Source organism: Planococcus massiliensis, from assembly GCF_000821325.1.
GTDB classification, from domain to species: Bacteria; Bacillota; Bacilli; order Bacillales_A; family Planococcaceae; genus Planococcus; species Planococcus ruber.
The window spans coordinates 3,184,550-3,199,946 of the sequence record NZ_CCXS01000001.1 but is presented as its reverse complement, the minus strand read 5'-3'; the positions used below and the strand labels follow the sequence as shown (position 1 = coordinate 3,199,946).

Annotated in this window: 15 protein-coding genes; 11 read left to right on the top strand and 4 right to left on the bottom strand. The window is 47.9% G+C overall.

Features of this window, described 5'->3' with window-relative positions; translation table 11 throughout:
* The first annotated feature begins 5 nt into the window (after positions 1–5).
* On the top strand, positions 6–929 hold the full coding sequence (locus BN1080_RS15970) for an ABC transporter ATP-binding protein (protein WP_052653765.1): 924 nt from the start codon (positions 6–8) through the stop codon (positions 927–929).
* Positions 922–2,526 carry an ABC transporter permease gene (locus BN1080_RS15965; RefSeq protein WP_052653762.1) on the top strand — a complete coding sequence of 535 codons (1,605 nt, stop codon included), beginning with the start codon at positions 922–924 and terminating at the stop codon, positions 2,524–2,526. The genes BN1080_RS15970 and BN1080_RS15965 overlap by 8 nt, the downstream gene beginning before the upstream one ends.
* A 205-nt stretch (positions 2,527–2,731) precedes the next feature.
* Here the strand turns inward: BN1080_RS15965 and BN1080_RS15960 are convergent, their stop codons facing one another.
* Together BN1080_RS15960 and BN1080_RS15955 are read right to left on the bottom strand one after the other, a co-directional pair.
* Positions 2,732–3,421 carry an LrgB family protein gene (locus BN1080_RS15960; RefSeq protein WP_052653759.1) on the bottom strand — a complete coding sequence of 230 codons (690 nt, stop codon included), beginning with the start codon at positions 3,419–3,421 and terminating at the stop codon, positions 2,732–2,734.
* Positions 3,422–3,423: 2 nt separating this feature from the next.
* The gene (locus BN1080_RS15955; protein ID WP_052654694.1) at positions 3,424–3,795 is read right to left on the bottom strand and encodes a CidA/LrgA family protein; all 372 of its coding nucleotides are present in this window, start codon (positions 3,793–3,795) and stop codon (positions 3,424–3,426) included.
* Between the two features lie 200 nt (positions 3,796–3,995).
* Between BN1080_RS15955 and BN1080_RS15950 the strand changes: the two genes are divergently transcribed.
* The 4 genes from BN1080_RS15950 (at position 3,996) to brnQ (ending at position 8,044) form a co-directional block, all read left to right on the top strand.
* Complete coding sequence (locus BN1080_RS15950; protein ID WP_052653756.1) at positions 3,996–4,631, top strand: LysE family translocator; 636 nt, start codon at positions 3,996–3,998, stop codon at positions 4,629–4,631.
* Between the two features lie 57 nt (positions 4,632–4,688).
* On the top strand, positions 4,689–5,387 hold the full coding sequence (locus tag BN1080_RS15945; RefSeq protein ID WP_052653753.1) for an AIM24 family protein: 699 nt from the start codon (positions 4,689–4,691) through the stop codon (positions 5,385–5,387).
* 84 nt (positions 5,388–5,471) lie between these two features.
* The gene (locus BN1080_RS15940) at positions 5,472–6,389 is read left to right on the top strand and encodes a DUF2971 domain-containing protein (protein ID WP_052653750.1); all 918 of its coding nucleotides are present in this window, start codon (positions 5,472–5,474) and stop codon (positions 6,387–6,389) included.
* A gap of 275 nt (positions 6,390–6,664) precedes the next feature.
* Complete coding sequence (gene brnQ / locus BN1080_RS15935) at positions 6,665–8,044, top strand: branched-chain amino acid transport system II carrier protein (RefSeq protein ID WP_052653747.1); 1,380 nt, start codon at positions 6,665–6,667, stop codon at positions 8,042–8,044.
* 54 nt (positions 8,045–8,098) lie between these two features.
* On the opposite strand, the gene BN1080_RS15930 is transcribed toward brnQ, so the two are convergent.
* Complete coding sequence (locus BN1080_RS15930; RefSeq protein WP_052653744.1) at positions 8,099–8,749, bottom strand: GntR family transcriptional regulator; 651 nt, start codon at positions 8,747–8,749, stop codon at positions 8,099–8,101.
* Between the two features lie 196 nt (positions 8,750–8,945).
* Positions 8,946–9,149 (bottom strand): hypothetical protein, encoded by a 204-nt coding sequence (locus BN1080_RS15925; RefSeq protein ID WP_052653741.1) that lies wholly within the window; start codon positions 9,147–9,149, stop codon positions 8,946–8,948.
* Between the two features lie 135 nt (positions 9,150–9,284).
* Between BN1080_RS15925 and BN1080_RS15920 the strand changes: the two genes are divergently transcribed.
* The 5 genes from BN1080_RS15920 to BN1080_RS15900 all read left to right on the top strand — a co-directional run bounded on the left by BN1080_RS15920 (position 9,285) and on the right by BN1080_RS15900 (position 15,090).
* Entirely contained in the window at positions 9,285–10,478 is a 1,194-nt protein-coding gene (locus tag BN1080_RS15920; RefSeq protein ID WP_052653739.1) for a class I SAM-dependent rRNA methyltransferase, read from the top strand.
* A 221-nt stretch (positions 10,479–10,699) separates the two neighbouring features.
* Positions 10,700–11,911 (top strand): MFS transporter, encoded by a 1,212-nt coding sequence (locus tag BN1080_RS15915; protein WP_052653736.1) that lies wholly within the window; start codon positions 10,700–10,702, stop codon positions 11,909–11,911.
* A gap of 24 nt (positions 11,912–11,935) precedes the next feature.
* Complete coding sequence (locus tag BN1080_RS15910; RefSeq protein ID WP_052653734.1) at positions 11,936–12,496, top strand: GNAT family N-acetyltransferase; 561 nt, start codon at positions 11,936–11,938, stop codon at positions 12,494–12,496.
* Positions 12,497–12,538: 42 nt separating this feature from the next.
* Positions 12,539–14,278 (top strand): ABC transporter ATP-binding protein, encoded by a 1,740-nt coding sequence (locus tag BN1080_RS15905; RefSeq protein WP_052654692.1) that lies wholly within the window; start codon positions 12,539–12,541, stop codon positions 14,276–14,278.
* A 47-nt stretch (positions 14,279–14,325) separates the two neighbouring features.
* Positions 14,326–15,090 (top strand): MerR family transcriptional regulator, encoded by a 765-nt coding sequence (locus BN1080_RS15900; protein ID WP_052653731.1) that lies wholly within the window; start codon positions 14,326–14,328, stop codon positions 15,088–15,090.
* Positions 15,091–15,397 lie beyond the last annotated feature (307 nt).

The window sequence follows — 15,397 nt, the reverse complement described above, 5'->3', positions numbered from 1 at the left end:
AAGTGATGAGCGTATTGAAAACTAGCGGGCTGACGAAAATATTCGGTGATTTTGCAGCGCTAGACGGCGTAGACATTGAGGTAGGCGCAGGTGAAGTGTACGGCTTTATCGGTCCGAACGGCGCCGGTAAATCGACGACAATCCGAGTGCTGTTAGGGATTTTAAAAGCGAGTTCCGGCAAAGCGGAAATCTTTGGGATGGATGCTTGGAAAGAATCGGTGAACATTCATAAAAGGGTGGCGTACGTACCGGGAGATGTGAACTTATGGCCAAATTTGACGGGCGGTGAAGTAATCGACCTGTTCATGAAGTTGAATGGAAACGGTGATAAGGGGAGAAGAGACGAATTGATCCGTCGATTCGATTTGGATCCGACCAAAAAATGCCGGACCTATTCGAAAGGGAACCGGCAAAAAGTCGCGCTGGTTGCCGCTTTTTCGTCAAACGCAGATTTGTATATTCTGGATGAACCGACTTCAGGCTTGGATCCGTTGATGGAGCGCATCTTCCAAGAATGTGTCATGGAAGCGAAAGTACAAGGGAAAAGTATTTTATTGTCGAGCCACATCTTATCGGAAGTGGAAAAATTATGCGATAAAGTGGCGATCATCCGGCAAGGGAAAATTATCGAAACCGGCAGCTTGCAGGATCTCCGGCATTTGACAGGGACGGTCATGCTTGTCGAAACACAACGGCCGATGCCTTTATTGCATGAAGTCAAAGGAGTTCGAGGCATCAAGGAACAAGGGGATGCCCTTTCTTTCCAAGTGGATGCGGAGGAATTGGATCGTGTGATCCGCTATGTCAGCGAATTCGGCATCGTCCGGATGGAAAGCGCTCCGCCAACATTGGAAGAATTGTTCATGCGCCATTACGAAGAAAGCAGTGAAGTGGACCGGAAAGCGGAGGAGGCGGTACACCGTGGCTAATCACCTTTTTGACGGAACCGGTGAGCTGATTCGGTTAATCGTGCGGCGCGATCGCATCCGGATTGCCGCTTGGCTCCTAGCCTTTGCGCTGATGACACTGTCCACCGCCGCCGCTTTTACCGACTTGTATCAAAATGCGGCAGAACGGCAAGCGCTCGCGGAAACGATGAAGAACCCGGCGATGACCGCGATGGTAGGACCAGGATTCGGTCTGGCGAACTACACGAACGGAGCCATGATGGCGCATCAAATGCTCTTGATGACCGCCGTCGTTGTCGGATTGATGAGCGTGTTGCTGGTGACGCGGAATACCCGTGCAGAGGAAGAAGACGGGCGAACAGAAATGATCCGTTCGCTTCCGGTTGGCCGGTTGTCCGGATTGCAGTCGACTTTATGGGTCATGCTGGCAGTCAATGTCCTGCTCACTTTAACTATCGGTTTCGGTTTGTATGCGCTCGGAATTGAAGGCATGGATTTGGAAGGCTCTCTTTTATACGGGGCAGCTTTAGGCTCAACAGGTTTGGTGTTCGCCGCTATTACAGCCGTATTCGCCCAGCTGTCGCAAAGTTCGCGGGGAGCGCTTGGCTGGTCGGTAGCTGTATTGGTGCTTGCCTATTTGATTCGGGGAATCGGAGATGTCGGCAATGAGGCCGTGTCCTGGTTCTCGCCGCTCGGCTGGGTGATCCGGTCGGAAGTTTACGTCAATAACTACTGGTGGCCGGTTTTATTGACCATTGGTGTGGCTTTGGCGATTGCAGGCTTTGCCCTTTACTTGAATTCGATCCGTGATCTCGGTTCAGGGTTCTTGCCGTCGCGGACCGGACGCAGCAAAGCATCTCCGGCATTATTGAGTCCGTTCAGTTTGGCGTTCCGTTTGCAGCGCACCGGCATCATTGCCTGGGCGATCGGGATGTTCGTCCTCGGCGCTTCCTACGGTTCGGTGCTTGGCGACTTGGAAGCTTTTTTCGCCGATGTGGATTTGATGCAGGAGCTACTGGTCGTCCAGGAAGGCTTTACGCTAGTGGAACAATTTTTGCCGATTTTAATGTCCGTGCTCGCGATTATCGTTGCCATTCCGTCTCTCCTGGCCTTTTTGAAATTAAAGAGTGAAGAAAAAAATGGGCGTATCGAACATATCCTCGGAAGAGCAGTATCGAGAACCCGTTTGATGGGGAGTTATTTGGTGCTCGCTTTTCTTATCAGCATTGTGATGACTTCCATGGCGGGTCTCGGAATGGGGATCGTCGGCAATTCGTTGATGGACGAGACACTGCCGCTTTCCACTTTCTATTATGCAGCCATCGTCTATTTGCCTGCTATTTGGGCAATGATTGGCTTGTCGGCCTTGTTAATGGGGTGGTTCGAATCGTTGACCGGTTTTGTCTGGCTTTATTTGGCGTTTTCGTTTGTGGTGGTTTATATGGGCAGCCTGTTTCAATTTCCGGAATGGGTCGTCCAAGTCTCGCCGTTCGGCCATATTCCGCAGTGGCCGATTGAAGAGATGGACATCGGAGCGGCCGCTGTTTTGGCCGGGATTGCGATTTTATTGGCGATTGGGGGTGTAGTCGGCTATAACAAAAGAGATATCGGCTTGTAAACCAACAGACGGAAAATGAATGATTTCATTTTCCGTCTGTTTTTGCGTTGAATCTTTGTGAACGCACGCATTTTTGTTTGAGCGCGCGCAAATATTTGTGAACGCGCGCATTTTCAAATGAACGCGCGCAAATGGCGCTGAACGCGCGCATTTCGAAACGAACGCGCGCAAATACAAATTCACCAAAACAAAAAGCTGTTCTTCGTTAAAAGAACAGCCAAACGATAGCGGGGCCGAGAAACGAGCCAATCACTGCGCTTAATGTCATTGCAACAGAGCTCATGGAAGCTTCGTCTGGTCCATATTCAAATGCTTTGGATGTGCCAAGGCCGTGCGCTGAGGAGCCGAGGCCGATGCCGCGCCCGATTGGCGAATCGATGCGCAGCACTTTCAACAGCCAAGGACCGGCTAGGATGCCGGTGAATCCGGCCACCATAACGAACACGGCTGCAAGCGAAGGAATGCCGCCAAAGCCTTCAGCCAACTGCATGGCGACAGGAGTCGTGATGGATTTTGGCAAGATGGTCAGCACCACTTCTTCGGAAAAATGAAAAGCCCGGGCAAGCAGCATGCCGCTGAACATGCCGACGACTGTACCGCCTGAAACGCCGATGACAATCGGCAGTAGATTTTGCAGCAGCAAATCGCGCTGCTTGTATAGCGGAACCGCCAAAGCGACAACCGCGGGCCCAAGCAGTGAGCCGATCCACTGGCCGCCGAGCATGTAGCGGTCATAAGGGATGTCGAAAACAAGCAAAATGGCGATTAATGCCACCGTCGTCGTTAACACCGGCGTCAGGACCGTCCACCGGTATTTGACGTACAAACTGTTTAATACGAGGTAAAGAATAATGGTCAAACCCGCAAACAGCATAGACAAAAGAAAAATAGCCATCGTCACTCCACCTCTCTTTCGCGAGGGGACTGTGTGGTCCGCTGGCTAAGATAGCCGGAGACGGCCATGGTCAAAAGCGTACTGAATACGCCAATCGCAATGAGCCAAATGCCTTTTCCTGTAAAGACATCGCCGTAGTTCATGACGCCGACCGTGGCGGGAATGAAATACAGAGACAAGAACATGAGCAGGAACTGGGCCCCTGATTCAATCCAGCGAAGCGGATAAATTTTCAAAGCTAAAGCGGCGAACAACAGCAAGAAGCCGATAACGCTGCCAGGCAGCGGCAAATTTAAAAATTCGCTCATCCATTCGCCGGCCAGATAAAACCCGTACAAGACGAGAAATTGGATAAAAATAATAAGGAATTTCATAAGCGATTGCACCTTCCAATTAAATTGCGAAATGGAGCGGTTAAGCTTCATCGTAAATTATTCTACATCATTTCGAACGAAAAGTGAGAAGCTGCGCCTTAAGAAAGAAGTTTCAGCCGCTTTGAAGCGAGGCGATGTTTAATTTTGGCGGCAAGGGTTAAAGGGGAACAAAATGCCAAGAGAGCGGTGGAGGTTCGATGATGGCCAAAGACTTGCTGGGATTTATAGTTCTCGGATTCTCACTTTCGATTCCGGTCGGGGCAATTACGATTGAGATGGTGAAAAGAGGGATGCGTGGAGGGTTTCTATCTGCCTGGTTTGTAGGGGTTGGCGGAATGGCAGCAGATATTCTGCTGATGCTTTTGATTTATTTTGGCATAGCTGCTTTTTTGACGACGGCTGCTGCACAAACCATCATGTGGAGCATCGGCTTTATCGTCCTGGTCTATTTAGGGGCGGACAGCATTCGTGCAGCATACCAGCCGCTCCGCTTGGATCAAGGAAAGAAACAGCAGAAGGATTCGTATCTGTCCTGTTTTTTCTCCGGTTTCGCCATTGCGATTTCAAATCCCTTAAACATTCTCTTCTGGGTGGGCATATACGGATCCGTTTTGTCCTCAACGCTTCAAAATCACAGTGGAGGAGCCGTTCTTTTCTACAGCAGCGCCATTTTCGTCGGCATCGCAATCTGGGATTTGATCATTGCGTCTTCAGTCCATTTCGGCAAGGAATTTGTTGGCCGAAGGTTCATGAAAATCTTTTCTATCGCTGCCGGAATCGCCCTCATCGGATTCGGTCTGTCTTTCGGTTGGCAAGCTCTTCAGAACATAATTTGAAACTTAAAAGCCGCCAATCCGTAAATGGAGACAAGTGAATTGAAGGGGGAAATGATGATGGAGAACTACACGATTGAGGAATTTATTCGCAAGACCCAGCAAGATGAACAGGAAAATGATTATTTTGAGCTGGAGACAGAGCGGATTTTGGAAGTGAATTTGACCGATACGGTATGGGCCAAAGCCGGCTCCATGATTTCCTATACCGGCCAGATCAAATTCGAGCGGGAGCGCATGCTGGAGCATGGCGTCAGCAAGATGTTCAAAAAGGCATTGACCGGCGAAGGCACTTCGTTGATGAAAGCGACGGGGAAAGGCCGCCTCTACCTTGCAGATCAAGGAAAGAAAGTCACCATTTTCGAATTAAACAACGAATCCATCACTGTCAACGGAAATGATCTATTGGCTTTTGAACCGAGCATCGATTGGGAGATCAAGCTCATGAGAAAAGTTGCGGGCATGATGGCTGGCGGATTATTTAATGTCCAGTTAAGTGGGAAAGGTCGGGTGGCAATTACTTCCCATTACGAACCGTTGACGCTTCTTGTCCGTCCGGGTGAGCCGGTCATTACGGATCCGAATGCCACTGTCGCCTGGTCAGGGAATTTGACGCCTGAATTTCGGACGGATGTCAGCTTCCGCACTCTTATCGGCCGGGGAAGCGGAGAATCGATTCAAATGGAATTTAAAGGAGAGGGCTTTGTGATCGTTCAGCCGTTCGAAGAAGTTTACAGTGCCGGACCTACAAGTTCATGATTTCAGTTAATCTGCATAATGCCGTTTCAAGCAAGTGGAATCGGGAATAGTGGGACCATCAAGTTCATGGAAAGGGGCGGTGTCATGGCCGCACAGCTGAAATTGGAGGATGAACTGGAACGGCAATTCCAGAACGAACTCGACAAGCAGTTCCGGAAAACTTATGAATCGGGTCAGACTCTCTACCATTACACGAGTCTCCAAAGTTTGATGGGCATGATGGAAACCAATAATTTGTGGATGAGCAAAGGAAACTTTCTTAATGATTCAAGTGAATTGATTTATTTCGCGAATGTCTTGAAAACGGTCATCGGCAAAATGCAGAGGCAAAAGGAAACCGAATTGTGGAAGTTGTTTGTGGATGAATTGGAAGCGGCGATGGGACATTTCTTGGAGCAAATCGAGGAAAGCGGATTTGAAGTCTATATTTTTTCCATGTCCCATACGCAGGACTCTTTAGCTCTTTGGTACAACTACGCAAAAGGCGAAGGCTATAACCTGGGATTTTATGCAGAGGATCTTTTGGGGAAATTGACGGGCTTGCAGGAAGGACGCCGGGCAATTCATGGATTTGTGGAGTATGACCGCAAGGAACAGGAATTGCTGTTGATGAATTTTCTGATAGGGACTTTCAAAGTGGCGAAGAACCACGATATCCAGAAAGTTAAGGCGGCTCTGCCGGAGCATTTTTTTACAATCATTTCTAGCTGCGCGATTTTTTTCAAAGATCCTGCTTTTAAAAGTGAGGAAGAATACCGAATCGCTTTGATGGATAAAAGCGGTGAATTGCAGCCGGCCGTGCGTTTCAGAGCACAAAATGGCGTCATTATTCCATACATTGCCCTGGATTTTAACGGCCAGCTCCCCCTCAGCCACATAACCATTGGGCCTAAGAATAATATTGATATTGCCAAAAGAGGCATGGAGCATTATTTGAAAAGCAAAGGATATGACATCGAACAACTCACAATCAGCAAATCGGTAGCGGCCCTTCGCTACTGAAAGTTAGCGAAACGGCTTCGCAATTGGCGAAGCCGTTTTTATTTTGACCCGACATTATTTTAAGAAAATAGTCTTTAATACCTGAAAATATTAAATTGACAGATTTTTTAAAAAATCTTCATAAAATTCCTTGCATTTTGGCTTAAATATTGTATTATTGTTTTAAGCGATATATTGCATACGGTATTTGGAGTCACGAAGTATTATTTTGAAATCATTAAATGTTGAAATACAGCCTTTTAGGCCGGCGTTTCAGTCATCAAGGAGGAAAAAGGATGGACCGTAAATTATCATTTGGCCAATATTCAATCGTAGGTATGATGTTGTTTGCTTTATTTTTTGGAGCAGGAAATCTAATCTTTCCAGCACAGCTTGGCCAATATGCAGGATCAGAAGTATGGATTGCCATTGCAGGGTTCTTGATTACAGGAGTGGGTCTGCCGCTTCTTGGGATTTTGGCAATCGGTTATTCGAAAAGCAGCGACTTGCAGGATCTTTCAAGCCGCGTACATCCTGTTTTCGGGCTCGTTTTCACGGCATTATTGTATCTGACCATCGGACCGTTCTTCGCTTTGCCGAGAACCGGAGCCGTTTCGTATGAAGTAGGGATTGCACCATTTATCGGAGAAGGCAATATGGCAATCGGCTTGATCGTCTTTTCGGTCATCTTTTTCGGCATTTCGCTTTGGCTTTCATTGAATCCATCGAAAATGGTCGATAACATCGGGAAATATTTATCTCCAGGAATCTTGATCACATTGGCGGCTCTTTTGATCATGTCTATCGTGCGTCCGATGGGGTCTCCTGAAGCGCCGCAAGAAGCGTATGCAAGCGGAGCGTTTTTAAAAGGATTTACAGAAGGCTATAATACGATGGACGCTTTGGCATCCTTGGTGTTCGGAATTATTGTTATTGCCACTGTACGCAAACTTGGCGTGAATTCGCCAAAAGGTATTTTAAAAGCAACTCTGAAAAGTGGTGCAGTCGCTTCCGCTCTTCTAGCTATCGTCTATACGGGAATTGCCTATTTAGGTGCAACGAGCACCAATACTTTAGGCCTTATGGATACAGGCGGCCCTGTACTAAGCGGTGCTTCTGCCCATTACTTCGGAACCTTCGGTGCATCATTGCTAGCCGTTATCATTACGCTGGCGTGTTTAACAACCGCTATCGGCTTGACAGTAGCCAACGCGGAATACTTCCATAAATTGACGCCGAAGATCAGCTATAAAACGTACGTCGTTATTTTTTCCGTCTTCTCATTGGTCGTTACGAATGCGGGACTAGCAAACATCATTACGTATTCGATTCCCGTATTGATGTTCTTATATCCGCTTGCGATTGTTTTGATCATCTTGGCATTCTTGTCGCCTCTGTTCAAACACGACCGCCTTGTCTATGTTTCAGCAATTACGGTCACGTTCTTCATCGCGATTATTGATGGCTTAAAGACTTTGACAAGTTCACTTGAAGTGGCGAATCCGGGGTGGCTGCAAGCCATCATCGATTTCTATGCTTCATCGCTGCCGCTCTATGCGGATGGGCTGGGTTGGCTATTGCCGGCACTCATCGTCATTGCCATTACCGGGATCATTGCCCGCAGCAAAAAAAGCGTCAATGTTCGAGGAGTTCAGAGCGAAGCTTACAACAAATAAAAAGAAAAAAGCTGCTTCAGAAGCATAATCGCTTCTGAAGCAGCTTTTTTTATATCAATGGGTCAATTCGTCGGTGGTACGGATCCAATTCGACTTCATGAGTTGAGCCGCTTTTTCGCCGTCTTTGGCTTTCAATGCTTCAATGATCTGCACATGCTCATCATGAGAATGCATCGTCAATACGAGGGAATGATGGAAAAACTGGCGTCTTACATGTGCTTGCAGGCGATTTAGAATGGTTGTGATGTACGTGTTATTCGCTGCATCAACCATGTATTGGTGAAACTCTTCGTCAATTCGAAGCGATGAAGAATGGTCGCCGGATTCAATTGCTTCTGCGAAGCGGCGGTTTGTATCTTCCAATAGCTCAATCAGCTCATCGTCCAAATTCGGGATGGCGAGTTCAGCTGCTAAGGCCTGCAATGCGGCAAGCGGCGGCAATAATTCTTTAATGTCTTCTTTGTCGACTTTTGTCACGCGCGTCGCTTTTCCTGGGAACATTTCAACGAAGCCTTGTGCTTCTAAAAGTTGAAGGGCTTCCCTTATCGGTGTTCGGCTTAAATTTAAGGCAGTTGCAAGTTCAGTATCGGTCAATTTTTCTTCAGGCTGCAAAGTACCATCGATGATCCACTGCTGCAGTTGAAGATATGCGCTTTCTTTCGCAGTGACCCGAACAGGTTTTGCGTGGTTTACTGGAATCGGCATAACGTACTCTCCCTTTCTGATGCATGAATTAAGTATAATTATACACCAGTTTGTGGAAAATAGATATATGCATTATGCAATATATTACTTCATCGCCGACGTTGCTTTGAAAAACTTGTTGTTATCAGTGAGAAAAATTGGACTCGACCGAACAGAGGAAAAGCGCGATGCCCGATAGCATGGCGCTTTTCGGCTTTTAAAATTCTTCCACCCGTATTAACTCGGCTTTTACAATGTGATACATATTCAGGGCAACGGGTTTTTCCTGTTCAGTCTCTACTTGGATAAAACTGACGGCCACTCCTGGGAAATTGTCTTCCAACGCCCCTTCCATGCGGATATTTCTCAGCCACTCACCGGTGGTCAAGAGAATATCGTAGGTGTAAAATACTTTCTTCATGCAAATTCCTCCTTCAGGAAAAATGGATGAATTAGAATCTCTCGAAGCGTTTCGAATGCGAAGGTATGAATGCGCCAGGCTTTGTATTACACTTATTATAAAACAAATGGGCTTTAACAGATAGGATGAGAAACGATGAAACAGGAAATGACGGTAAAAGTGAATGATAAATTCAAGGCAGCCTATGCGGCAGGCTATCCGTTAATCGAAAAAGAGGCTTTAATGGATACGCAAATGCTGAAAGAAGAAGGGGCGCTTCTTCGATTGACAGATGCGCAAGGGCGCTTTTTGGCCCGAGGCTATTACGGCAAGCAAAACAAAGGGCTCGGCTGGATCTGGACGCGCAATGAAGAGGAAAGCATCGACCAGGCTTTCATGGAACGCAAGTTGGCTAAATCCATTAACAGGCGGCAGCCTTATTTCGATGATCCTGCAACGACCGCTTTTCGCGTCGTAAACGGGGAAGGCGACGGGTTCGGAGGATTGACCATCGATTATTACGCTGGCTATTACTTATTGAGCTGGTACAGTGAAGGCATCTATACGTTTAAAGCTGACATCATTGCAGCGCTGCAAAATGTCGTGGAGTTCAAAGGGATCTATGAGAAGAAAAGGTTCGATACGAAAGGCCAGTACATTGAAGATGATGATTTTGTAGCCGGAGAGCGCGGCGAGTTTCCGTTGATCGTTAAAGAAAATGGCATGAATTACGCCATTTACTTAAATGATGGAGCGATGACCGGCATTTTCTTGGATCAGCGCGATGTGCGCCGGACGATCCGGGACACATACGCCAAAGGGAAAACCGTTTTGAATACGTTCTCTTACACGGGGGCTTTTTCGGTAGCGGCAGCACTGGGCGGAGCGGCAAAGACCACGAGCGTAGATTTGGCAAAACGCAGCTCGAGCAAAACCATCGAGCAGTTCAGTGTGAATGGAATCGACTACGAACAGCAAGACATCCTGGTCATGGACGTCTTCAATTATTTTAAATATGCCAAGCGCAAAGAATTGAAATTTGATATGGTCATTTTGGATCCGCCGAGTTTTGCCCGATCAAAAAAGTATACGTTCAGTACGTCAAAAGACTATACAAACTTAATGCGTGAAGCCATAGCCATCACAGAAAAAAATGGAATCATTGTCGCTTCGACCAATAGCGCTTCATTTGGAATGAAAAAATTCAAAGGCTTTATCGATAAGGCCTTTAAAGAAGAAGGAAAGAAATACAGCATTGTGGAAGAATTCACGTTGCCCGCAGATTTCCGCGTCCAAAAAGAGTTCAAAGAAGGCGACTACCTAAAAGTATTGTTCCTTAAGCTGAAATAAGCCTGGAGCTTGAAAAGTGGAAGCAAAATCATCCAACAGAAAATAGTTTAGCGTAATCAACCGGCTGCGGAGCCAATTCCGCAGCCGGATTTTTTTGCGCCGGAATCTGTCGGATGGTTCGGAACTAGACTATAATAGAGGCACAAAGAAGACTTTGTTTTCGAATTCTTCTGACTCGCCAGATTCGATGGGGAGGCACATACATAATTGGAGGCGGGTTGATGGCAAAATCAATAAGTTCGTCCATGGCTGGAAATCCGGTTTATCCGGTCATGTTTGCAATTGGCGCCTGCCATTTGCTGAATGATTCATTGCAGGCGGTGATTCCCGCCATGTTTCCGATACTTGAGAAGGATTTGGGGCTGACGTTCACGCAATTGGGCTTGATCGCCTTTGCGCTAAATATCGTGGCGTCGCTGCTGCAGCCGGTGATTGGCTTTATAAGCGACAAGAAGCCGATGCCGTTTGCGCTGCCGTTCGGCATGGCCAGTTCGTTTCTCGGGATGGCGGGGCTCGCTTTTGCGCCGGAATATTGGATGATTCTCCTGTCAGTCGTATTTTTGGGCTTCGGTTCTGCCGTATTCCATCCCGAAGGTTCTCGGGTCTCGTATATGGCGGCAGGCACAAAGCGCGGATTGTCCCAATCGATCTTCCAGGTCGGCGGCAATTCAGGGCAGGCGCTTGCACCGTTGATCAGTGCATTTATCTTGGTGCCGCTCGGGCAAAAAGGGGCAGCGCTGTTTTTATTTGTTGCTGCACTCGGGATTTTCATCTTATCGAAAATTTCGGTCTGGTATAAAGAAGAGCTGGCGCAGCAAAAGCTGCAAAAAGGGAAGAAAGTACGCTTGTCGTCACTGCCGGCACTGACGAAAAAACAAGTGGGTGCGGCTTTGGCGCTTTTGCTTATCATTATTTTTGCGCGCTCGTTCTACGTCACGAACATGACGAGCTTTTACATCTTTCATTTGATGGAAGCGTACGGATTGACCATTCAAACAGGGCAGCTCTATATCTTCCTGTTCTTGGCGGTCGGTGCTGCCGGAACGTTTTTCGGCGGACCGCTCGCAGACCGGATCGGCAGAAAAAATGTCATTGTGCTGTCGCTTTTGGTGCCGATTCCACTGGCGATGGCCCTTCCATATGTTCCGCTATTCGCGGTGCTGATCCTGCTCGCATTGATTGGATTTTTCATTATGCTGAGCTTTTCCGTGACCGTCGTTTATGCGCAGGAGCTGGTTCCAAGCAAAATCGGGACGATGTCCGGGCTGACGGTCGGGTTAGCGTTTGGAATGGGGGCTATCGGCGGCGTGGTCATCGGAATCTTGATGGATTCCATCGGCGTATACGAAACGATGGTCGTGGTGTCGTTCTTGCCAATCATCGGCTTGGTCGGTCTCGGCTTGCCGCGCGACCGAAGAATTACTGCTAGTTAATTAATCGAAAAGGGTGATGGAGAAATGGCTGTAGCAATTCCGGAAATTCCAATGAAAATCGAAACAGAGCGTTTAGTGCTGCGGATGCCGAAACCGGGAGACGGGGCTGTCATCAATTCGGCGATCCGCGCGTCCATTAATGAGCTGAAGCCTTGGCTGCCGTTTGCGCAAACAACGCCGACGGTCGAAGAAACAGAAATCAACACTTTGGAAGCGCATCTGTTGTTTTTGAAAAAAGAAAATCTCCGCTACGTAATTTTCAGCAAAGAGACCGGTGAATTTATTGGAAGCACCGGTTTTCATAGCATCGAATGGGACATTCCAAAAATGGAGATCGGCTACTGGATCAACACAGAGGCGAGCGGATTCGGCTATATGTCTGAAGCCATTTCAGCATTGACGGATCTGGCGCTGAACGGCTTTGGCTGCAAACGGCTGGAAATCAGGTGCGACGCGGAAAATTACAAGAGCCGGGCCATTCCTGAAAAGCTGGGCTTCGTCTTGGAAGGCGTTTTGCATAACGATGAATTGTCAGTGGACGGCAAAAACCTGACCGACACGTGCATTTATGCGAAATTCAGCTGAGTGAATGAACGAGTCTATTCAATGGAAACGGAGCTTTTATCTATGAAGAAACAGCAAGAAACGAACGGCCTCAAACCCTTTATTTCGTTGATCCTTTCGTTGAAGATCCCAAAATGGGCGCTTGCCTTTGGGCTTGCGGCAAGCGTCGTGACGACGATCGTAGGTCTTGCAGTGCCATTATTGACGCGGGACCTGGTCGACGGCTTTTCGGTGGAAACCATCAGTCCCTGGCTTGTCGGGGCACTCGTTGCCGCGTTCATTCTGCAGGCTGTCATTAATGGAGTATCCATTTATTTATTGAGCATGGTCGGGCAGAAAATCGTTGCCGAACTCCGTGAACGGATGTGGGTGCATTTGATCCGGCTGCGCGTCCCTTACTTCGACCAGCAGGCCAGCGGCGAAACGGTGAGCCGGGTAGTCAATGATACGGGAATTGTCCGGAATTTGATCACCGATCATTTTCCGCAGTTTATTACAGGCATCATTTCCATCATCGGGGCAGTCATCATTTTGCTGCTGCTCGATTGGAAAATGACGCTGATTATGCTCGTTTCCGTGCCGTTGACGATTGCGATTATGATTCCGCTTGGGCGCCGGATGGCGAAAATTTCAAGAGGTTTGCAGGATGAAACCGCAACTTTCACGGGCCATGTCCAGCAAACCTTGAGTGAGATCCGTTTGATGAAATCTTCGACCGCTGAAATGATCGAAGAAAAAAGGGGCCTATCCGGTATCCGCAAATTGTTTCAAATCGGGCTGAAAGAGGCAAGAATCTATGCCTTGATTGCGCCGCTCATGTATACGGTTGTGATGGCCGTGATTGTGATGATCATTGGATACGGCGGGATCCGTGTTGCTGAAGGGACAATGTCGACAGGCTCTCTCGTGGCGTTCCTCCTGTATTTGTTCCAAATTATTATGCCGATGACCGGATTTGCTTTATTTTTCACAGAACTTCAAAAAGCAAAAGGGGCGACGGAGCGGATTATTGAGATATTGAATCTGCCGCTTGAAGAAGGGCAGGAAGGGCTAGAAATCGATATCGCGAATAAAACCTTGCGGGTTTCGACCGTCAGCTTTTCCTATGAAAAAGGCGAGCCTGTGTTAAAAAATCTTTCCTTTGAAGCGAAGCCGGGCGAAATGATTGCGTTTGCCGGTCCGAGCGGCGGAGGCAAAACGACGGTTTTCGGGTTGATTGAACGCTTTTATGAACCGGAAGCCGGAACCGTCACGATAGGTGAGACCCCAATCAACGAATTGTCGATGCTGGCTTGGCGCAGCCAAATCGGCTATGTTTCCCAGGAAAGTGCGATGATGGGCGGAACCATCCGGGAGAATTTGGTGTATGGACTCCCGGATGCTGGGGCTATTTCAGACGAGGTATTATGGAACGTTGCAGAAATGGCCTACGCCAAAGAATTCATTCAAGAATTTCCAGAAGGGCTGGATACGCAAGTCGGAGAGCGTGGGGTGAAATTATCGGGCGGCCAGCGCCAGCGAATCGCCATTGCGCGGGCATTCTTAAGGGATCCGAAGGTCTTGATGATGGACGAGGCGACCGCGAGCCTGGATAGCCAATCGGAAGGCATTGTCCAGCAGGCACTCAGCCGATTAATGGAAGGGCGCACGACTTTGGTCATCGCCCATCGCCTGTCGACCATTGTCGATGCCGATCAGATTGTCTTCATTGAAAAAGGCGAAGTGACCGGCATCGGCACCCACGAAGAACTCAGCCGGATGCACGGACTGTACCGGGAATTTGCGGAGCAGCAATTGGCTTGACCTTCACGCTGCGTCAAGGTGTAGAGTGGATTTGAGGAGGTGAGCGGATGGAATATACAGTCCAGAAGTTGGGCAGGCTGGCAGGCGTCAGCACGCGGACATTGCGGTACTACGATGAAATCGGGCTCCTTGAACCGGCAAGGAAGAATTCATCGGGCTACCGGATTTACGGACAAGCCGAAGTGGATAAGCTGCAGCAGATCCTCTTTTACCGGGAGCTTGGCGTCGATCTGGAGAAGATCAAGCACATTGTCAATGACCCGTCGTTTGACGGCCCGCTTGCTTTAAAAGAACATCGGCAGCAGCTCCTTGAAAAACGCAGGCAATTGGATCTTTTGATCACGAATGTGGAAAAGACCATTTCTGCAGCGGAAGGGACGGTCAAAATGAAAGACATCGAAAAGTTCAAAGGCTTTAAACAGCAGCTGATTGAAGATAATGAAAAGCAATACGGGGAAGAAATACGCGGGAAGTACGGCGATGCAGCCATTGACCAATCGAATGCGAAGATGCTGAACATGAGTGAAGAGAAATACGCAGCGTTTGAGCGGTTGGGGCAGGAAGTGCTCGATACCTTGGCATCGGCTGTTGAAACCGGCGATCCGGCTGGCGCTCTTGCACAAAAAACAGCGGAGCTTCATAAAGAATGGCTGTCTTATACATGGCCGACGTATAGCAAGGAAGCCCATGCGGGGCTTGCGCAGATGTATGTTGACGATGAACGTTTTGCGGTTTATTACGACAAGGCGAATCCGGGAGGGGCGGAATTTCTGCGCGATGCCATTTTTGTTTACACGGGGATGAATAAATAAGGAGCGGTTTCAGTGCTTGTTGAAAAGCAGGCACTGGCCGTTTTTTTCGTTAACTTTTAAAGCGATCCAGGAATTTTTCAAATAGTTGGGAGTATTTATTCGGAAGTCGGGAGTATTCCAATAAAAGTCGGGAGTATTCGACTCCGAGTTTAGAATAAAACGAAAATTCGCTTTTTGTGAGAACAACTCTTATTCTATTTTTCTACTATTTTAGCTTAAACGGTTTACAAATCCTTAACAAAAATTCACATTTCATTTACAGCATTTTGAGCAGAAATTTGCTAAACTAAACCCATCTTAGTCACTT

Coding starts and splice junctions, on each gene's coding strand:
- BN1080_RS15970 (WP_052653765.1), top strand. CDS start 6: ATGAGCGTATTGAAAACTAGCGGGCTGACGAAAATATTCGGTGATTTT.
- BN1080_RS15960 (WP_052653759.1), bottom strand. CDS start 3,421: ATGGCTATTTTTCTTTTGTCTATGCTGTTTGCGGGTTTGACCATTATT.
- BN1080_RS15955 (WP_052654694.1), bottom strand. CDS start 3,795: ATGAAATTCCTTATTATTTTTATCCAATTTCTCGTCTTGTACGGGTTT.
- BN1080_RS15950 (WP_052653756.1), top strand. CDS start 3,996: ATGGCCAAAGACTTGCTGGGATTTATAGTTCTCGGATTCTCACTTTCG.
- BN1080_RS15945 (WP_052653753.1), top strand. CDS start 4,689: ATGGAGAACTACACGATTGAGGAATTTATTCGCAAGACCCAGCAAGAT.
- BN1080_RS15940 (WP_052653750.1), top strand. CDS start 5,472: ATGGCCGCACAGCTGAAATTGGAGGATGAACTGGAACGGCAATTCCAG.
- brnQ (WP_052653747.1), top strand. CDS start 6,665: ATGGACCGTAAATTATCATTTGGCCAATATTCAATCGTAGGTATGATG.
- BN1080_RS15930 (WP_052653744.1), bottom strand. CDS start 8,749: ATGCCGATTCCAGTAAACCACGCAAAACCTGTTCGGGTCACTGCGAAA.
- BN1080_RS15925 (WP_052653741.1), bottom strand. CDS start 9,149: ATGAAGAAAGTATTTTACACCTACGATATTCTCTTGACCACCGGTGAG.
- BN1080_RS15920 (WP_052653739.1), top strand. CDS start 9,285: ATGAAACAGGAAATGACGGTAAAAGTGAATGATAAATTCAAGGCAGCC.
- BN1080_RS15915 (WP_052653736.1), top strand. CDS start 10,700: ATGGCAAAATCAATAAGTTCGTCCATGGCTGGAAATCCGGTTTATCCG.
- BN1080_RS15910 (WP_052653734.1), top strand. CDS start 11,936: ATGGCTGTAGCAATTCCGGAAATTCCAATGAAAATCGAAACAGAGCGT.
- BN1080_RS15905 (WP_052654692.1), top strand. CDS start 12,539: ATGAAGAAACAGCAAGAAACGAACGGCCTCAAACCCTTTATTTCGTTG.
- BN1080_RS15900 (WP_052653731.1), top strand. CDS start 14,326: ATGGAATATACAGTCCAGAAGTTGGGCAGGCTGGCAGGCGTCAGCACG.